The sequence below is a fragment of the uncultured Oribacterium sp. genome (assembly GCF_902481605.1).
GTDB classification, from domain to species: Bacteria; Bacillota; Clostridia; order Lachnospirales; family Lachnospiraceae; genus Oribacterium; species Oribacterium sinus.
This window is the reverse complement of the sequence record NZ_CABSXI010000047.1, coordinates 1-16,470: the sequence shown is the minus strand read 5'-3', so window position 1 is coordinate 16,470 and position 16,470 is coordinate 1. Positions and strand designations below refer to the sequence as shown.

17 protein-coding genes are annotated in these 16,470 nt (G+C 44.2%); all 17 read right to left on the bottom strand.

The features are described 5' to 3' along the window. A partial coding sequence (locus RDQ32_RS08250; RefSeq protein ID WP_330700308.1) for a hypothetical protein occupies positions 1 to 2,248 on the bottom strand: 2,248 nt, incomplete at its 3' end. An 82-nt stretch (positions 2,249 to 2,330) separates the two neighbouring features. Then, positions 2,331 to 3,188 (bottom strand): nucleoside hydrolase, encoded by an 858-nt coding sequence (locus tag RDQ32_RS08245; RefSeq protein WP_308579957.1) that lies wholly within the window; start codon positions 3,186 to 3,188, stop codon positions 2,331 to 2,333. Positions 3,189 to 3,211: 23 nt separating this feature from the next. Then, entirely contained in the window at positions 3,212 to 4,372 is a 1,161-nt protein-coding gene (locus RDQ32_RS08240) for an ABC transporter ATP-binding protein (protein ID WP_308579955.1), read from the bottom strand. A 2-nt stretch (positions 4,373 to 4,374) separates the two neighbouring features. Further along, a complete protein-coding gene (locus RDQ32_RS08235) occupies positions 4,375 to 5,190 on the bottom strand; it encodes an ABC transporter permease subunit (protein ID WP_308579953.1) in 816 nt (271 codons plus the stop codon). Between the two features lie 12 nt (positions 5,191 to 5,202). Beyond that, positions 5,203 to 6,033 (bottom strand): ABC transporter permease subunit, encoded by an 831-nt coding sequence (locus RDQ32_RS08230; RefSeq protein ID WP_308579951.1) that lies wholly within the window; start codon positions 6,031 to 6,033, stop codon positions 5,203 to 5,205. Between the two features lies 1 nt (position 6,034). Continuing rightward, positions 6,035 to 7,315, bottom strand: a complete 1,281-nt coding sequence (locus RDQ32_RS08225) for an ABC transporter substrate-binding protein (RefSeq protein WP_308579949.1) — start codon at positions 7,313 to 7,315, stop codon at positions 6,035 to 6,037. Between the two features lie 87 nt (positions 7,316 to 7,402). Further along, positions 7,403 to 8,140, bottom strand: a complete 738-nt coding sequence (locus RDQ32_RS08220) for a TVP38/TMEM64 family protein (RefSeq protein ID WP_308579947.1) — start codon at positions 8,138 to 8,140, stop codon at positions 7,403 to 7,405. Continuing rightward, entirely contained in the window at positions 8,140 to 8,940 is an 801-nt protein-coding gene (locus RDQ32_RS08215) for a rhodanese-like domain-containing protein (protein WP_308579946.1), read from the bottom strand. The genes RDQ32_RS08220 and RDQ32_RS08215 overlap by 1 nt, the downstream gene beginning before the upstream one ends. Positions 8,941 to 9,205: 265 nt before the next feature. Beyond that, the gene (locus tag RDQ32_RS08210; protein ID WP_308579944.1) at positions 9,206 to 10,258 is read right to left on the bottom strand and encodes an aminoglycoside phosphotransferase family protein; all 1,053 of its coding nucleotides are present in this window, start codon (positions 10,256 to 10,258) and stop codon (positions 9,206 to 9,208) included. After that, the gene (locus tag RDQ32_RS08205; protein WP_007155951.1) at positions 10,221 to 11,792 is read right to left on the bottom strand and encodes a TIGR04283 family arsenosugar biosynthesis glycosyltransferase; all 1,572 of its coding nucleotides are present in this window, start codon (positions 11,790 to 11,792) and stop codon (positions 10,221 to 10,223) included. Before RDQ32_RS08205 ends, RDQ32_RS08210 begins: the two co-directional genes overlap by 38 nt. Before the next feature lie 11 nt (positions 11,793 to 11,803). Then, a complete protein-coding gene (locus RDQ32_RS08200; protein WP_308579942.1) occupies positions 11,804 to 12,793 on the bottom strand; it encodes a (Fe-S)-binding protein in 990 nt (329 codons plus the stop codon). A 122-nt stretch (positions 12,794 to 12,915) separates the two neighbouring features. Beyond that, a complete protein-coding gene (locus tag RDQ32_RS08195) occupies positions 12,916 to 13,596 on the bottom strand; it encodes a TVP38/TMEM64 family protein (RefSeq protein ID WP_308579941.1) in 681 nt (226 codons plus the stop codon). After that, positions 13,578 to 14,060 carry a hypothetical protein gene (locus tag RDQ32_RS08190; protein ID WP_308579939.1) on the bottom strand — a complete coding sequence of 161 codons (483 nt, stop codon included), beginning with the start codon at positions 14,058 to 14,060 and terminating at the stop codon, positions 13,578 to 13,580. The genes RDQ32_RS08195 and RDQ32_RS08190 overlap by 19 nt, the downstream gene beginning before the upstream one ends. Beyond that, positions 14,060 to 15,184, bottom strand: coding sequence for a rhodanese-like domain-containing protein (locus RDQ32_RS08185; RefSeq protein WP_308579937.1), 1,125 nt, complete (start codon positions 15,182 to 15,184; stop codon positions 14,060 to 14,062). The genes RDQ32_RS08190 and RDQ32_RS08185 overlap by 1 nt, the downstream gene beginning before the upstream one ends. Before the next feature lie 313 nt (positions 15,185 to 15,497). Beyond that, complete coding sequence (gene rplT, locus RDQ32_RS08180) at positions 15,498 to 15,851, bottom strand: 50S ribosomal protein L20 (protein WP_007155946.1); 354 nt, start codon at positions 15,849 to 15,851, stop codon at positions 15,498 to 15,500. A 28-nt stretch (positions 15,852 to 15,879) separates the two neighbouring features. Beyond that, entirely contained in the window at positions 15,880 to 16,083 is a 204-nt protein-coding gene (gene rpmI / locus RDQ32_RS08175; protein WP_007155945.1) for a 50S ribosomal protein L35, read from the bottom strand. 17 nt (positions 16,084 to 16,100) lie between these two features. Next, a partial coding sequence (gene infC, locus RDQ32_RS08170) for a translation initiation factor IF-3 (RefSeq protein ID WP_308579935.1) occupies positions 16,101 to 16,470 on the bottom strand: 370 nt, incomplete at its 5' end.

Here is a 16,470-nt window from a genome sequence, read left to right as displayed (position 1 = left end):
GCTGAAAATAAGGAAGAACTTCTTCCTCCGAACGGAATAAAGCTTCCCTTTTACATAACTTGGGGAGTTCCTTGGAAAGGCTGGCCTTTGCCTGGGAAAAGCTCTGCATTTCCTGTATTTCCCGATCCAGCTTTCGTATCTTAAGCTTGGGAAAGAGTCGCAAAACTTCTTGTAAAATAGGAGAAATACCTCCTCTGCCCTTTGGTATTCTTAAAGGGTAGGATAGATACAGCTCTTCCTTGGGGCTTAGGAAAGCGTGATAAAGGTAAAACTCCTGAATATAACTTTCCTCCCAGGCCAAGGGAGACAGGGTACAATGCTCCTGTCGTAAAAAGCTCTTTTCTTCCTCGGTAAAAAGGGACTTCTTCTTTGGGGGCAGAGGAATCAGCCCTGCATTTAAGCCCAGGAACAAAAAGGCCTTGGGATTATGGAAACGGGAGCGGGTTAAGTCTCCCACCAGTACCTGATCGTTTGTTGCAGGAATCTGCCGCAATTTTTCTAAAGATAAAGCCATATCGAAAAAGGCGGAAAATTCTTTTTTGTTTACCGGAATTTCTCCCAAGCCCTCCTTCATTTTGGAAAGAAGAAGCTGAATCTGGTTAACACTTCTTTCCAAGCTTTGGGAGAGGGAGTCCATGCCCTCATTTTTAAGGAATATAGCTTCCTCTTCCAGCTTAAAGCACTCCATAAGCTTTTCCGTAAAACCTTCCAAGCTTTCAATTCTTTCTTTAAGGCTATGGCTTCCTTCATTTTCCTCTAAAAGACTGAAGAGGGCTTCTGCTTCCAGTAAGCTTTCCTCTTGAAAAAGGCTTCTAAAGGCGGATTTCCCTTTAAGGCCCTTGGCTCTTGCTTCATTTTCCAAGGCATCAATCCTGTCCTCTTCCTCCATGCCCCGGTAGGGAAAGGCCCGAAGATAACGAAAGAAGGAGTCATAAAGCAGGCCCTTCTCCATCACCTCCAGGGCGGAGCGAAGAACCTTACTGAAGGGGGAGTCGAAGAGTTTAATGTCCTCCTCCAAAAAGAGGGGAATAGCAAATTTTCTTCCCTGCTGAAAAAAGGCATCCCGATACAGTTCCACATCTGGAAGCACCACCCCGATCTCCTGATAGCGATAGCCCCTTTCCTCTACCAGGTAGCGGATATGGCTACAGGCCTCCTCCACCTCTTTAGAAATATTGGCGGCTTCAATGACGGAAATGCCATGGGGGACGGAAGGATAGACTCCTCCGGTATAGAAATTACTCTTATTAAAGCTTCCTGTATGCGGGCTTTGCTCTTCTTTCCTCTCCGGTTCTTGATTTTCTCCTTGTAAAAATCCCTCCACAAGGGTCTGCAAGGCAGGAATTTTTTCAAATCGAGGAAGTAGGGCGCCCTCAGGTCTCGCTTCTCCGGTTCTACTGTCTATTTCATTTAGGGATAGTGGAGGAAGAATTTCCGCCCCCAGCTTCTCCCCTCTTTGATAAAGCTCTTTTATCGCTTCTTCTGTCAGATAAAAAAGGGATTCCCGCTTTTTCCCGTTTCCAAGGGCAGAGATATTTTTCCCGGAAAACTCCAGGGAAAAATACAGCTCTTCCGCCCTTTCCATCAAAACCTCTATACAAAGAAGCTGGATGGGGGTAAAGCCGGTAAAGCCGTCAAAAATCAGGATGCTATCCTTTAAAGTATGGTCTTTCCAAAGGGCGGAAATTCCCTGATCCGCTAAGCCTTCCTCTGTGATTCTTCCGGTCTTGGAAAGGTAGAGCAGGAATTCTTCATAAATATAGGCCAGGTCCAAAAACTTGGCTCTTGTTATGGACCTTTTGGATTTTTCAGCGCATTTTCGTAAATCCTCCGGGCTTACCTTGTACTGCATACATTCGGAGATCTGGGACTTACATTCTTCAACAAAAGAAAGGCTTTCCGCCTCCCTTTGGTAATAGCTTAGCTGCTTTTTCTTCTTGCCCAAAATCAGGCGAAGAATCATCATTTTCCCCATCTCATCTAAGGAAAGAGGGCTCTTTTGACTGGTATTCTCAAAGGCACGGTAATAGAGCCTTTGGAAGCTAAGAACGTCCACGTTCAAGATGCCCTTTCCCTGATTTTCGCTGTGGGATATGATTCTTTTTTGCATGGCAAGGGTATCCTGCTCCGGCACAAGATAGTAAATCTGCCTATGATAATCCTTCCCGGCCTCCTGTAAAGCCTTTCGAATCAAATATTCCGTTTTTCCGGAACCGCTGGCTCCCAGGATGATTTGCAGATTGGACATCAAAGCCTCCTTTTTGTAGTGCTTTAAAATTAATGCTGTTTATTTTGTTTTTTTGTATATTTTGCTTCATTCAAATCCATGTTCAGGAAAGACCTTCAAACATTTTTTCCACAAAAGCTTTACTATCCTTTAATTTGGGCAAATGAATCTGATTCCCCTCTCCTTCATTTCCCTCTATTAAATAGCCCTCCTTAAGATCCGACTCCAAAAGGCGAATCCAATGCAGGGAGTCTTGAAAAAGCTCCGGATAAAAATAATACAAAAGAGTAGTCATGTCCCAGTTATAAAAGCCGGGAATACCGTAAACTCTATCATTATAATGCATCCAGTCCTTTGCCTTTCCTAAAATATACTGCCCCAGGGAAGATTTTTCCAGTCTATGCTGACATTCCTCATAGGAAAGGAGGAAGGCCAGGCAGGCATTTCCGGTAAGGGTATGAAGGTTCTTGCCGTTTTTTAGCACAAGCTCCGTAGCCTTATAGTCAATGGAGAAGTTTAGCTCCTTCATTTCTTTCTTGGCAAAAATCAGGGGCTCCGTAATACCTCCCATAAAGTAAATGCCCTTCACATAGGAGAAAAACTGATTATCCAGCATATAGGCGCCTGCGATATTGGTGGTGGAGCCGGTTACCAGGATATCCACCTCTCCCGGATAACGCTTAACAGTTTCTAAGATTTTTCGGGAAGCTTCGTTCTCCCACTGTCTTGGCTTTTCAGCCCCATACCAAAGAGGGAGTTCTTCTCTTCCTCTCTCCTTTAGCATCTTCTTTGTGTTTTCATAGACCACCGCTGTTTTATTATTGCCAAAGGAAGAGGATACTCCCAAAAGTTCAATGTCCTTTCGCCCCAAAAGAAAGAGCAGGCAAAGGCCGTCATCAATATCACAGTCCGGAATCCCCATGGTGTTGTCACAGTCAAAAAGAAGCTTTCTTTTTTCCATGCTACTCTCCCTCCTTATCCATCCTACTTTCCCTCCTTATGGAAAAACAAAATTTCTTCTTCCCCTTCTAAAAAGCAAAGTGTGGGGAAGCCCTCTTCCGGAAGCTCCTCTCCCCTTTCGATGAGGCAGCTAAGGACTTGACCGTCAGGGTTCTTATAAAAGGCACGGAAAAACTCCCCTAGGTATTCTTTTTCGATAAGTGTAAAGGGGTTTGGTGCTTCAGATATTCCGCTTACTTTTTCCCCTTCATGAATGCTTTCTCCCGCAGTCTGCTTTTCTACTATCTGCTTTTCCACTATCTGCCTTTCCACTATCTGCCTTTCCGCTATCTGCCTTTCCGCTATTTCTTTTGTAAAGCTAAGCTGTCTCTCCCGAAAAAAGAAAGTATAATTTCCCTCTTCTTTCTCTACCGGAAAGGAAAAATAAGGACAGGAAAAAACGCCATTTTCCACTCTGCCCAAAATACTGTTTCCCTTCCCCATAAACCTTGCCACATATTCATTTACAGGACTGTAATATAGCTTTTCTCCCTCATCCACTTGGAGAATCTCCCCATCCTTCATTAGGGCAATACGGTGGGCAAGTCTTAGCGCCTCCTCCTGGTCATGGGTAACCAAAACCACGGTTAGATTTTCTTGTTTCTGAAGCTCCAGCAAAAAGTCCCCCATCTCTCTCCGAAGATTGGGATCCAGGGCGGAAAAGGGCTCATCCAAAAATAGGATATTCTCATTCATGGCCAAGGCTCTGGCAATGGCTACCCTTTGCATTTGCCCTCCGGAAAGACTGTCAATTCGCCTTTCCGAATAGCCCTCCAGCTGCACAAGCTTTAGAAGCTCCTCCACTCTTTTCCTTCGCTCTGTCTTTGGAACCTTCTGTAATTCCAGAGAAAAACCCACATTTTCCCCTACGTTCAAATGAGGGAAAAGCCTTAGGTCCTGAAAAACCACGGAAATTCCCCTCTTATGGCTGGGGAGATTCTGAATCTCCTTTCCCTGAAAGAAAATTTTTCCTTTGCTTAGGGGATATAAGCCCAGCATCGCCTTTAGAAGGCTGCTTTTTCCGCAGCCGCTTTCCCCAAGGAGCGCCAATATTTCTCCGGAATGAACCTCCAGGGAAATGTCCTTTAAAATCTTTTTCTTATCCAGCTCCAGCTCTAAGTTTTCACAAGATAAACGAATTTCCACCCTTAACTCCTTTCCCTCTGTATACCCTTCTCTAAAAAATCCAAGAGGAAAAATAAAAGAAAGCTGCTACATAGAAAAATCAGCCCGTAAGCACTGGCCAGATTCCTTTCTCCGCTTTGAATATAAGGAACCATAATCAGGCTTAGACTTTTCACCTTTCCCCCGCCCAAAATCAAAGTCAAAATATACTGGCTCATGGACAGGATATAGGACATCATAAAGGCCGGGAAAATGTAGGGATAGAGTAAGGGCAGGCTAATCTTCCAAAAGAGTCTTCCCCCCACAGCTCCCATGACCCTCCCCTGCTCTTCATAGAGCTTCATTTTTCTACTCATTCCTTCTTGCAGAAAGCTGACCGCATAGGGCAGGGCATAAAGAACATGGGCCAGAAACACGGTAAGAAATGGGTTTAAAATCTTTACTTTCAAAAATAGAATCTGAGCCCCCATGGCAAAAACCGTTGCGGGAATCATAATAGGGAAATTCACCAAAAAGGCGATGATGCCCTTTCCCTTATGCCTTTCTTCATTTTGGTACTTGGCCGTGCAAAAAGCCACCAATACCGTACAGAGGGAAACCAAAAGAGAAAAGGTCATACTGAAAAGCGTGTCCTGAAAAAGAGCCTTCCTTTGAAAAAGAATGCTTTTAAAGCTTCGAAGGGAGAAGCTCGTAGGAAAGAGCACCGGCCAGGCATAGCGTTCCGTAAAACTGAACAATAGTAAAAAGAAAAAGGGCAGAACTAAGCTTAGGAAAAATAGATTCCGAAAGAGAAGGTAAAAAACGCTGCCGGCCCTTCCTTTTGATTTTATAGAATTCATAGCGCCTCCCCCTTAGGTCTTCTTTTTCGGTAGAAATTTAAAGTAAAAGTAGCTTAAAAACAGAGAAAACAAAAGAATAATCCCGTTATAGGCTAAAGCCACCGGCCGCTGTAAAAAGCCCCTTTGTAGCTCCTGGTAGGATAAAACCGATAAAGCCTTGGGACTGGTGGCACCTAACAGATAGGGAAGGTCAAAGGCTCCGAAGGAGAAGGAGAAAATGATGAAAAATGCCGCCAAGTACTGCCGTATGGATAGGGGCAGGGTGATTTTCCAAAAGGCTTGAAAGGGATTTGCCCCAAGGCATCTTGCCGCCTCTCCCGCCTTTTCATCCACCTGATAGGCCAGAGGCAAGGAGAAAAACAGGACAAAGGGCAGCTCCTTCCATAGGTAGGAAAGGATAATGCCTATCCCCTTCTCATCATAAACCAGAGCTGGAAAATCCGTCTGGGAAGAAATCCAACCAAAGGAAAAGAACAGCCTTGCCAAAAATCCGTTGGAAGACAGTAAAAACAAAAAGAATAATGCCACTAAGCTATGGGGCATCATAATGGCGATTCTGAAAAAGCCTTCCAATCTTTTCCATTTTTCCCCCATTTGTAAAAGAAAGAAGGAAAAGAGAATCGCAAGCATCAAAGAGAGGAAGGAAGAAAGCAAGGATAAACGAAGAGTATAGAAAATAGAGGGGATAGTATCCCCTCTATGCATGATTTCCTGATAATGCTCTAAGCTTAAGCCCTTTTCCCCTAAAAAGCTTTTGATAAATCCATAGAAAACTCCCAAAAGGAAGATCGTGGACAAAAAAAGCTGGGGAAGAATCCACAAATAGGAAATCTTCTTTTTCATCTTATTTTCCGGCCACTTCTTCCTGCCAGATTTCCTCGATGATAGGAACCAGACCTGCAGGCATTTCCGGTAAACGCTTGTCTAAAAGAACGCTCTGCTCTAAAACACCCTCTCCCAAGTCCACCTTGGCAAATTTTTCCTGTTCTTCCTTGGAAAGCTTGCTGTTGTCCAATACAGGGATGGTCTTTAAAGTCTCATAACGGTTTAACTGCACATCCTCGGAAAGCATGGCATTGATAGCAACCTGGGCTGCCGCATTGTGCTTTGCATTCTTGGAAATGGCAATGTAGTTGGTGTTTCCGATGGTTCCCTTATCCCAGATAAAGGTCTGCATATTGTTGGAAAAAGATCCGTCTGCAATGCTGTTGGAAACAAGGTATGCAGAGTAAGTCATTCCCATAATCAGCTCTCCGTCCGCAACCATATTTCTCATGGTAGGCTCCTTCTCAGGATAGGTCTTTCCTTCCTTCCAAAGGTAGGGATTTAACTCCTTCAAATAATCCATAGCAGGCTGTACCAGCTCTTTTACCGCTTCCTTATCTTCTTTTACGGTCTGGAAGGGCTCCACGCCAACGATATCGTAAATGACATTTCTCACAAAGGCGGAACCGGTGAAATCCGGAAGGGCCGGATAAGTAATCTGTCCCGGGTGCTCCTTGGCATAAGCCAAAAGCTCTTCGGTATTCTTCGGGAAATCTCCCTTGCTCTTATCTCCGTAGAAAACCATCTGTGCCTTTCCGTAAGGTGCTTCATAGCCCTCAATGGGATAAGCAAAGTCCTTGTTGGTTTCCGGATCATCCTGATTTACCAGATTCTTAAAGTTGGGAAGATTTTGGGTAAATGGTCCATAGAGGAAATCACTTTCCTTTGCGGTTTTAAAGTTCTCTCCGTTAATCCAAATCATGTCGATATCGGACTCTTTGGCTCCCGCTTCCTTCTCTGCGGAAAGCTGGGCTAAAATGTCTTCGATTCCCATGGGAACACGATTCAGGGTAATGTCATAATTTTTCTTTAGATACTCTGCGTAGTAGCCGTCTAACCACTGGTTTAAACGGTCATCTCCGCCCCAGCCGTAGAAGTTTACGGTCTGTCCCTTGGCTTCCGCTAGTAGTGCATCAAAGTCCGCAGAGCCTTCCGCCTTACTCTCCTCTGCCGTCTCTTTTGCTGTTTCGCTTTCCGTCTTGCTTTCTGCAGCTGTTGTCTCTGTGCTTGCCTTCTGGCCGCCACAGGCCAAAAGCGCCATGCTCATGGACAGCGCCAGTGCTAAAAATCTTTTTTTCATAGCTTTCTCCTATAATTCCTTACTATTCTTTTTTACTTTCCAATATCTTACTATTCTTTTTTACTTCCCGATATCATGGAAAGAATTTTATGCTTTGTCCTCTGCTTTTGCAGTCTCTCCATCGGCCTGATCTTTCTTCTTTAACCGCTCCTCATAAAGCTGTTTTCCAAGGGCAATCATAAAAGCAAGAGCAAACAAAATCAAAAGTCCTGTCACCAGCCATTTGGCTCCTCCGGTTAAAAAGCCTCCCACATAGGAATAGACCAGGGTGGCCGGAGTCTGTCCGATTCCCGTTGCAATAAAAAAGCCCCAGAAGGACATTCCGCTCAGTCCTGCCGCATAGCTTACAATATCAAAGGAAACGAAGGGCAGAAGTCTTGCAATCAGAATACTTTGCTTGCCGTGCCGTTTAAAAAAGGCGTCAATCTGGTTCAAGGCGCCCTTGGAGCTAAGCTTCTCCACGAACTCTCTTCCGAAGGCTCTGGCAATAAAGAAGCTTAAAGCCGCTCCCGTCATGGCACTGGACCAGGAAAGTAAGGCTCCCTTCCAAAAGCCGAAAAGAGCGGAATTGGCAAAGGTAATTAAAAAGGCAGGAAGTGGTGCAATAATGGACTGTAATACCATCAAAAGGAAGGAAATTACCGCCGCATAGGCTCCGTAGGAAGCCACAAATTCCTTTAGCTTTTGGAAGTCTCCCGTGGCAAAAACACGGAAGACCTCCTGCATAAAGCTTCGAAAGGGACTATAGCAAAAATACGCTCCAATCAGAGCCGCACCCAGAGCGATGATTAAAATTCTTTCTTTCAGAAAGGATTTTTTCTCCATTACTTGTCTCCCTTAGAAAAATCATAGGTGATTTCCTTGGTTCCGTCCAAGCAGTTCCAAACATTGGTATAGCCCTTGCTTGCGATATACTCCGCAGCCTTTGCGGAACGGTTTCCGGAATAGCAATGGGTAATGATTAAGGTGTTTTTATCATCCGGAAGGATGGCATCAATGGTCTTGGGATCATCCGCATTGACATTCACAGCGGTGGCAAAATGCTCCTTCTCAAAATCCTTGGCTTCTCTTGCATCTACCACCAAGGCATCCTTTGCCTTCTCCATCAGCTCATCCCCTCTGATATTTCCATAGGTGGTTAATTCATAGGAATGCTTCTTTACGCCCTCTGCGTTATAAACCTTGGTAAAGCCGTCATTCACCAGAATATCCGCAGCTTCTCCGGACATCTTTCCGGAATTGCAATACAGAACAACATCCTTATCCTTCCAATCTTTAATCTTTGATACTTCATCCTTAAAGGTATCGAGAGGCATGTTGAGGGCAAATTTGATATGGCCCTTGGCATAGTCTTCCGCACTGCGAACATCGATAACCAGATACTTTTCCTTCTCGTCCTTATCTGAAACGATTTTAGCCAGGGCATCCCCCTTCATCTCCTTAACTTCAGCCTTCTCTGTAGCAGCAGCTGTTGTTTCCCCGGCAGCCTTGCTCTCTCCTGCCGCTTCACTTCCCGCTACGGTAGTTTCCTGCTTTGCGGCAGTCTCCGTCTTGCTTCCCTGTCCGCAGGCGGAAAGAGAAAGGGCAAATAACACTACGCCTAATCCAAATAAGTTCTTTTTCATTGCTTTGCCTCCTCAAATTGTGTAAACTTCTGTGCCTCCCGATACTGTCTGAGCTTTTCTTATTTTTGCACAAAAAAATAAAATACTCTTCTTAGCTAAATCCATTTTGTTTCCGTGTTTTTTATAAAAAAATAGTGAAAATGGAATGCCGCTCGGGGTTTTTCTTAGCCATTTTATCATAAATATACAGAAATTTATATTGTAATTTCTGATATCATAGCCTTAGTTATTTTATAATGCTATATCGTAAGACCCGAAATTAAATCTAAAACAGCTTCTTGCAACACTCCTCCACCTCCGTCAGGAAGGGATCCTGTAAATAAGCCTTGATTTTTCGGAAGGTATCTTCATTTTGCAAATCTCTACCCTTCTTGTATTCCGTATAAGCCATAGCGCACCAGGAAAGCCCCCGGATGCAGTTATACAGAATAAAGAGAGCCGTTTGCTCCTGTAAAACCGGAAGTGAAACGCCTCTACAGCTTTGATAATGCTCTAAGAAGCCCTTGATTTCCTTTTCCGAAAGGGTGTAGTCCGTCTTCCAAAACGTAGTGGTAGGGGTAAGAAAATGTCCCAAATCCTGGGCAAAGTGTCCGTAAAGAGGCTTTTCCCAGTCCACCAGATAATTCTTCTTTCCTTCCCCGTTTATCAGGAAGTTTCCGGAGTTTAGTTCCGTATTGATAATGCAAAACTCCTCCTGCCTTAAAAACTTTTCTCCCCTCTCCTTTTCCTCCACCCCCTTCTTCCAAAGAGCATGAAGGCGGGAATATACGGAATCCTCCATAAAGGGGCTTAGTTCATACACCCTTTGCAGTCTTGCAGACTCGGAAAGCATTTCTTGTAAAGGATCTTTAGCAAAATACAACTTATCTTTCCCTATGTCCTCTTCTCTATTGTACGGAAGACCGTGAATATCCGCCAGAATTTCCGATCCAATCTTTAAGTCCTTGGCATAATCAAGGGCTACCCCTTCCAGAAAGTCCATCACAAGAATTCCCGGCTCCCCCGACTTTTCCCGGCAGTAATAAAGCTTGGGGGTTCTTCCGCTGGCTTCCAATAGTTTTAAAGCGTGGGCTTCATAGGAAATCTGCCTTTCCAACTGCATTTGAGAGCCATGGTTCACCCGAAGCACATATTTTTTCCCGGTATCAGGGTGGGTAAATACAAAGTTTTCGTTATACTCTCCCCTGGCCAGAAAATGATATTCCTCCCGTACTTCCTCCCCCAAGGCCAAAGCCTCCCGATAGCCGAGCTCTGCAATACGTTGTAAAAGCGCCGGTTCCTTAGCGAATGTCTCTATATTCCTTTGCCAACTGTTCAATATCTTCTCCTTTACGATACCTTGCCCGAAGCCGGTTCATTTTCCACATTAATGAGAGCTTTTGGATAAAATTTCCCTGAAAGCGTCTATCACTGGTAATGATTCGCTTCTTGGCCAAATAAGGACTAATTCCCTGCTTCTTTAGATTCAAAGAAAACTGATAGTCCTCCATTAAGGGAAGGATTGGGAATGCCCCCATGGCGAAGAAGCAGTTTCTATCCACAAAGATGCCCTGATCCCCAAACATGACTTTTCTATCCAGCACCCTGTGATTACTGATAAGGCTGCAAATGCCCATTAGAGGGGAGGGATTTTTAAAACGAATGCCAAGACAGCCTGCCAAAGAATGCTTGATTCCCTCCCGGATTTCTTTGACAAAGCCCTTGGGAAGGATGGAGTCACAGTGCAGGAAGAAAAGAATATCTCCGGAGCTTTCCTCCGCTCCAAGATTCATCTGGATTGCCCTTCCCTTTTTACTTGGAATTACCCGATACTCTCCGGAAAAATGATTTTCTCCTCCGTCCACAAACAAAATCTCCAATTCCTTTTTATAAGGACGAAGCTGTTTTTCCATCCTCCGAACCAGCCTTCCTTCCTTGTAGCAGGGGATAATGACGGAGATTTTCGCATTTTCCGCCAAAGCCTCTCCGAAGGAGGATTTCCGAAGAGCCTTATCATAAGGAAGCATGCTTCTGTATGCATTAAGGTCTTGTCCCTCATCCACATCTCTCTTCTTTTCCAAAAGGCTAAGGGGGATTTTGGACTTTTCTAAGATTTTCCGGGTATAGGAAAAGGGACTTTCTTTTGGAATAGGTCTTCTTGCTTTACCCTTAGGCATAGACCGGCTGTTCCGAAGGGAAGAAGCTGACAGTATAGTTCTGTTTTCCTGCACCGCCTGATAAGAAAAACAGGCATGAAGCAGCTCCGGCTCTATTCTTCTTTGTAAGCCAATGCCGTAATAGCCTTCGTCAAGACTTCCTCCTAAGACCTGCCTTCCCTTTCTTCCCAAAGCGAATACTCGATGAAAATGCGCTTCCTCCATAAAGGGAATATCCGCTCCCACAAGATAAGAAAACTGACTCCCCTTGGAAAAACTGTAGCGAAAGGCATTTTCCATCTTATCGAAAATATCCTTTCCCTCCTGTCTTTGAAAGCTTGCCTTGGGAAAAAGTGTTTTCAGGCAGTTTAAGGCTGTTTCCCGCTGCTCCTTTGCAATGCCCTTGGGCACATCATAAAATACGCATAGGGAAATGCTTTTTTCCTTTCTTTCCAGCTTCTTCCATAGTGCGGAAAAGTCCTTTATCATTGCCCAATGGATTTGCAGAGCTCCTTCCTCTCCGATTCTTGGAACAAGCCTTGTCTTCGTTTTTCCTAAGATGGGAAGTCTGGTAAAGAGAATCAAACTTTGTCGATCTTTGTCCTTTTCTTTTTCGATTTTGCTTTCTCTTGTCTTTTCATTATGTCTTAACTTTTCACTTTGCCTCGTAAGCTTACAGAGCTTTTTTCGATGAAACAGACCATGGGCAGCTTCCATTTCCCCTCCTCTTAATAAAACTTATGCTTAAAGCGATTCCAGAAGGAATGGCTGTAGTCCGCCTTTTCTCCCGTCTCCAAGATCAAGGGCAGGAAATGCTCCGCCTCCTGATTTCCTTCCTTGCTAAACTGTCCGATACAGGTGGAGCAATAGCTGATTAAAGGCTTCTCCCCTCCCTGGGTACTTTTTGCCATTTCCCTGGAAAGCTCAGCCTCCTGCACGAAGGCACAGCCTCCCATGCCGCAGCATTGCAGGTTCTTCTTTTCGGAAATCTCTCCGGAGATAAAGTGAGACAATCCCTCCATCCAAACCTTGTCCTCCCGATCCGGACAGGGATAGAAACAACTATACGCTCCCTCCACCTTCTTTCCCACACCCAGTTCCTTCAGCTTCTCGTAAACCGTGGTGATTTTTACATTCAGTTGATTGCCGAAATGATAATAGCAGTTGGGGCAGGCCAGCACAATCTCCTCAATACCGAATTCCTGAAAGCGTTGATTCAGTCTCCGAAAAATGGCATTGGCCTCCGCTTTCAAGCCCAGCTCCAGCACCGGCTTTCCGCAGCAATCATAGAAGGGAGGAATCCCTGCCTTTTTAAAGATGGAAAGAAGCTTCTCCAGTGTCTTAGGATAATAGGCAGGAAAATTACAGCCCGGAAAAAATACGGTCTTTGCCCCTTTTGCCTTCCTATGGTTTTTAAAGAGATAATTTTTCTTCTCCAGCAAAATCCCGCTGTAGCCCCTTTGCTTTAAGCCATATTTTCCTTCCTTCACCTGCTCCTTTCGGAAATCCAGGATAATCTCCCTTCCGTCAATGCCCTTGGGACAGACTCTGGTACATTCTCCGCAAAGATAGCAATGATAAGCCAGTTCTCTAAGCTTCTCCGTATCGCCGATACAAATATCATACTTTGTTAAAAACTTGCATTTTCTTTTACAGGCATTGCAGTGAATACACTCCTCCACCCGCTTGTGAATCTCCCGTTTTTTCTTTTCTGCCATATACTCCCCTGAGCTTTACTCTACTTACATTATTCTCAAACTTAGTTTCTCATTTATTCTTAAACAGTATTTTCAATCATTGTCAAAGCTTCCGAGAAGGCTTGGGAAAGTCCTGAAATTCCCTAAGTCTTCTCTTTCATCTCCATGGCCTTTTCTCTTTTTTTGAAAAAATACAGCATTCCCATCAAAAGACAGAATATAACTCCCGCAGTCAAAAAATAAATCCAGGGATTTTTCTTCTCCTGTAGTCCTGCGAAGGCAATGGTGTACATAGCTGTTCCCGGAATCATAAAAAGGAAGCTGCACACAAAGTAGATGGAAAAGGAAATGTCTGTAATCCCGTAGGCATAGTTTTGCAAATTAAAGGGAAAGACCGGAATGGTTCTTGTGATAAATAAAAGCAGGAGAAGATTCTTCTTTTCCTTTCCCATAAAATACTTGGCGATATAGGGATTTTGCATAAGCTTCGGCTTAATGCTGTCCTGCAAAAAATACCTTCCCATAAGAAAGGAGATTCCTGCGGAAATGCTGGCAGCCAGGGTACAAAGCACGGTGCCCCAGAAAGCATGAAAAACCATACCTGCCAGAAGGGCATAGCTGATACCGGGGAGGGCCAAAAAGGCTCCCGCCAAGGCACAGAGCAAAACATAAATTAAGGCCGCAAGGAGGAAGTTCTCCTCCACCAAGCTTTGTAAATACCGAAGCAACTCTCCCTGAAAAATATCCTTTACCGGCACCTTCCAAAGAAGGACAAACAGGAGGATAAGAAAAATCAAAAAGGCCGCTAATTTTTTCTTAGCCATACGCTCCTCCATAAATAAGCCCCATAGCATAAAACCACCATAGCATTTTGTAAAAGTAGAAGCAATATACTTAGCTCATATTCCCGCATTTTCAAAGTCATGGCGATAAAGAAATAGGCATAGGAAAAGAGGAAGGAGCCAAGGCCATAGAGCAATAAGAGCTTGTGGGGAAGCTTAGTTGAAAGCCTGGGAAAGCCTTCCATTTTTCCCTTTACACCAAATGTTTTCTTTGTAAATATGAGGAATAAAAGGCTAAGCACCATCATCCCCAACAGCACTTTCCATTGGTGCAAGAAAAGGGGACCGATTTTAGGTCCCCTCCATTTGCTTCGTAAATATACCATGTGTCTTGCCATGCCCATCTTCTTTTCCGTGAAATAATGGATAATATACAGTCCCACAAGGGCTAAGAGACTGATAAGGCCGGATAAAACCGTAATTCCCTGAAGCAATATTTTTTTCATTATTTCTTTGCCTTATCTGTGCTTAAGTCTTTTACCAAAACTTCCTTATAGTCGCTGCTTCCCGGCTCGCCCAGCTGAACCTTGTTCTCGCCGTCCATCTGCCATACATACCAACCGCCGTCATAGAGGTAAGCATTCTTATAACCATTTTCATGGGCAATGAGGAAGGGAACAGATGCTCTCCAACCGGTTCCGCAGTAGAAGGCTACATCATTTTTCTCTAGGGAAACTCCGCTTTCTCCTAAATAGGACTCCAGCTTCTCCAAGGAAACAATGCTGCCGTCCGGGTTATTGTAGGAACCGTCATCCGTATCATGTCCCCAAACTGCGCCTAAAGGCTCTCCTGCACGGTCAATATAGGAATAGCCGGAGGTCTTTCCTAAGAACTCATCCTTGGAACGGATACTTACCAGCTTGAACTTGGGATCATCCTTCTGCTTTTCCTTCACTTCATCGATGCTTAAAATATATTCCGGATGAGCAGGAATCTTTACGCCGAAATCCTTATCGGTAGCTACAGGCTGGTTAACCTTGGTTTCTGTCTCATATCCCGCCTTGGTCCAGGCATCGATTCCGCCGCTTAAGTTCTTTACATCCTCTACACCTGCCCAAAGAAGGACCGTTGCCAAACGATCATCCGCTGCATTTTCAGGGCTGTTTCCATAAGTTACCACCTTGGTATCCTTGGTGATGCCGTAGGACTTTAAAAGCTTTCCGATTTCCTCCGGAGTACGGAAATTCCATGTTTCCTCTTCTTCGATATCATCGGTATTGACATGGAAGGCTCCGGGAATATGGGCCTTGTTATAAGCCTCATCCTGCTCTACCTTTCCCCAGGCTGCTTCCAAAACCACAACATCCTCTCCGGAATCCATAAGCTCCTTCACGTACTCAGGACCAACATAGACGGTTTCGGTCTTTACTTCCGCTAAATCCTTCGCCTCTTCCTTCTTCTCCTCCGCCTTCTCGGAAGCAGCCTCTGTAGCTTTTTCGCTCTGCTTCTCGCTTTCCTTTACACTCTCCTGTGCTGTGCTTGCCTTAGTGTCAGCCGCTTTGTTTCCGCAAGCTGCCAACACGGACAACATGGAACCGCAAAGTACCAATTTCATAAGATTTTTTTTCATTTGTTCTACTCCTTCAAGTCTACTAAATAGCAACTATTGCAGTATAGCATTTCTGTAAAGAAGTACAAGGAATGCGACATTTTAATATCTTATAAATAAAATGAATTTATTGTATTTTATAATATATGCACTTTAGAAAGAATATATCGACTTTCGTAATGCTCTATTGACTTGAATGAAATAGCACAGTTTTCCTTAATTTTTTTGCTCTAAAAGTCCATGCTTTGTTCTATAAGACAAAAAATACCGCTTCCACAGGGGCTACTTCCCACGTGGAAACGGTATCTATTTCACCGGCGATAAGCCGATATTCTTAAGCTAACTTAGCCTTAGCTGCATCGCAAAGTGCCTTGAATCCATCCGGATCTGCAATAGCTACTTCGGATAACATCTTTCTGTTCATGTCGATGCCTGCGGACTTTAATCCGAACATCAACTTGGAGTAAGAAAGACCATTTAATCTTGCAGCTGCATTGATTCTGGCAATCCAGAGCTGTCTGAACTGTCTCTTTCTCTCCTTACGTCCCTTGTAGGACTCGGTAAGAGCACGCATAACGCTCTGCTTAGCTACTCTGTACTGCTTGGATCTGGCGCCTCTATATCCCTTCGCTAACTTTAAAACTCGATTGTGTTTCTTCTTTGCGTTTACTCCGCCTTTAATTCTCATCTTATCCTCCTATCAATCCCTTAGCCTATTACAGATAAGGAAGAATCTTCTTCATTACCTTCTCGTTAGTGTGGTCAACCACAGTGTCTTTTCTCAGAGTTCTCTTTCTCTTTGTGGTCTTCTTGGTAAGGATGTGAGATTTGTTTGCCTTGTTTCTAACTAACTTTCCTGTACCTGTGAGCTTGAAACGCTTTGCTGCTGCTCTCTTCGTTTTTAGCTTTAACTTTGCCATATTTGCCTCCTGTGAATTTATTTTTTCGGGCTTAAAACCACTGCCATATTTCTGCCTTCTACCTTTGCAGCCTTATCAACAATTGCGATATCCGAGAGCTTCTCCCCGAAATCATCCAAAATATACTTGGACTGGTTCATTCTGGACATCTCTCTTCCACGGAATCGCAAAGCAATCTTCACTTTGTTTCCCTTCTCCAGGAACTTCCGTGCCGCGGAAAGCTTCGTATTTAAATCATTGGTGTCAATATTCGGTGTCATACGAATCTCTTTCAGCTCTGTCGTATGCTGGTTCTTTCTGGCCTCTTTCTCTTTACTCAACAGCTCATAACGATACTTCCCATAATCCGCAATGCGCACTACAGGCGGGTTTGCAGTTGCTGTAATC

Excerpts from the sequence above, each read along its gene's own strand:
- RDQ32_RS08190 (WP_308579939.1), bottom strand. The coding sequence starts at position 14,060 with ATGAAAAAAATATTGCTTCAGGGAATTACGGTTTTATCCGGCCTTATC.
- RDQ32_RS08230 (WP_308579951.1), bottom strand. The coding sequence starts at position 6,033 with ATGAAAAAGAAGATTTCCTATTTGTGGATTCTTCCCCAGCTTTTTTTG.
- RDQ32_RS08200 (WP_308579942.1), bottom strand. The coding sequence starts at position 12,793 with ATGGCAGAAAAGAAAAAACGGGAGATTCACAAGCGGGTGGAGGAGTGT.
- RDQ32_RS08205 (WP_007155951.1), bottom strand. The coding sequence starts at position 11,792 with ATGGAAGCTGCCCATGGTCTGTTTCATCGAAAAAAGCTCTGTAAGCTT.
- rpmI (WP_007155945.1), bottom strand. The coding sequence starts at position 16,083 with ATGGCAAAGTTAAAGCTAAAAACGAAGAGAGCAGCAGCAAAGCGTTTC.
- RDQ32_RS08185 (WP_308579937.1), bottom strand. The coding sequence starts at position 15,184 with ATGAAAAAAAATCTTATGAAATTGGTACTTTGCGGTTCCATGTTGTCC.
- RDQ32_RS08245 (WP_308579957.1), bottom strand. The coding sequence starts at position 3,188 with ATGGAAAAAAGAAAGCTTCTTTTTGACTGTGACAACACCATGGGGATT.
- RDQ32_RS08235 (WP_308579953.1), bottom strand. The coding sequence starts at position 5,190 with ATGAATTCTATAAAATCAAAAGGAAGGGCCGGCAGCGTTTTTTACCTT.
- rplT (WP_007155946.1), bottom strand. The coding sequence starts at position 15,851 with ATGAGAATTAAAGGCGGAGTAAACGCAAAGAAGAAACACAATCGAGTT.
- RDQ32_RS08195 (WP_308579941.1), bottom strand. The coding sequence starts at position 13,596 with ATGGCTAAGAAAAAATTAGCGGCCTTTTTGATTTTTCTTATCCTCCTG.
- RDQ32_RS08220 (WP_308579947.1), bottom strand. The coding sequence starts at position 8,140 with ATGGAGAAAAAATCCTTTCTGAAAGAAAGAATTTTAATCATCGCTCTG.
- RDQ32_RS08225 (WP_308579949.1), bottom strand. The coding sequence starts at position 7,315 with ATGAAAAAAAGATTTTTAGCACTGGCGCTGTCCATGAGCATGGCGCTT.
- RDQ32_RS08215 (WP_308579946.1), bottom strand. The coding sequence starts at position 8,940 with ATGAAAAAGAACTTATTTGGATTAGGCGTAGTGTTATTTGCCCTTTCT.